This is a genomic window from Vibrio sp. 10N.261.46.E11 (genome assembly GCF_041472735.1).
Taxonomy (GTDB): domain Bacteria; phylum Pseudomonadota; class Gammaproteobacteria; order Enterobacterales; family Vibrionaceae; genus Vibrio.
In genome coordinates this window covers 1-558 of the sequence record NZ_JBFRQW010000057.1, presented here as the reverse complement: position 1 = coordinate 558, position 558 = coordinate 1, and the positions used below count along the sequence as shown (strand labels likewise).

1 protein-coding gene is annotated in these 558 nt (G+C 40.5%); it reads right to left on the bottom strand.

Annotated elements, in window-relative coordinates; genetic code table 11:
* Positions 1-18 precede the first annotated feature (18 nt).
* Positions 19-495: an IS630 family transposase gene (locus AB4407_RS17615; protein ID WP_372121467.1), complete on the bottom strand. Its 477-nt coding sequence runs from the start codon at positions 493-495 to the stop codon at positions 19-21.
* Positions 496-558 lie beyond the last annotated feature (63 nt).

Genomic DNA, 558 nt, shown 5'->3' with positions numbered 1-558 from the left:
GGGATCTTAAGGATCGTTTCAATTTTGAATTTTTTTAAAATCGTCTTGGATTTGCTGGGATTGACGAGGGTGCTTGGAGCGTGATGTTATCCAAGAGAAACCCATGTGATTAAGCAAATAGTAGATAGAGTCTGGGTGGTAGTGTTTACCAAACTCTTTCGCGATATAAGCATGAATATCAGTACCTGTTAACCTCCCCCCAGATGAATCTTCGGCACGTGCCTTTATAAACAGGCTTAGCTGTTCACGTTGCTGAGTATTGAGGAATGCTGGGCGACCCGTTCTTGGTTTTTCTTGTAGTCCTTCAAGCCCTTCTTCAAGGAATGTTTGTACCCATTTATTCACACTAGTTCTGCTTACCTTAAGGAACTTAGCAATTTGGGTTCGAGAGTGACCATCTTTAAAATGGGCCAATGCGAGCAATCGCATCTTCATTTGAATAGATTTTTGTTGGCTAGCAAGCTTTTTGAAATCAATGGTATCGAGGCTGTCCATAGCGTCTTTTTTCACGAAGAAGTAACAGCCTCAATTAGATCATATTTTTACTTAGATTGGTAT

Bases quoted from the DNA above. Each gene is read 5' to 3' on its own strand.
- AB4407_RS17615 (WP_372121467.1), bottom strand. From the start codon at position 495: ATGGACAGCCTCGATACCATTGATTTCAAAAAGCTTGCTAGCCAACAA.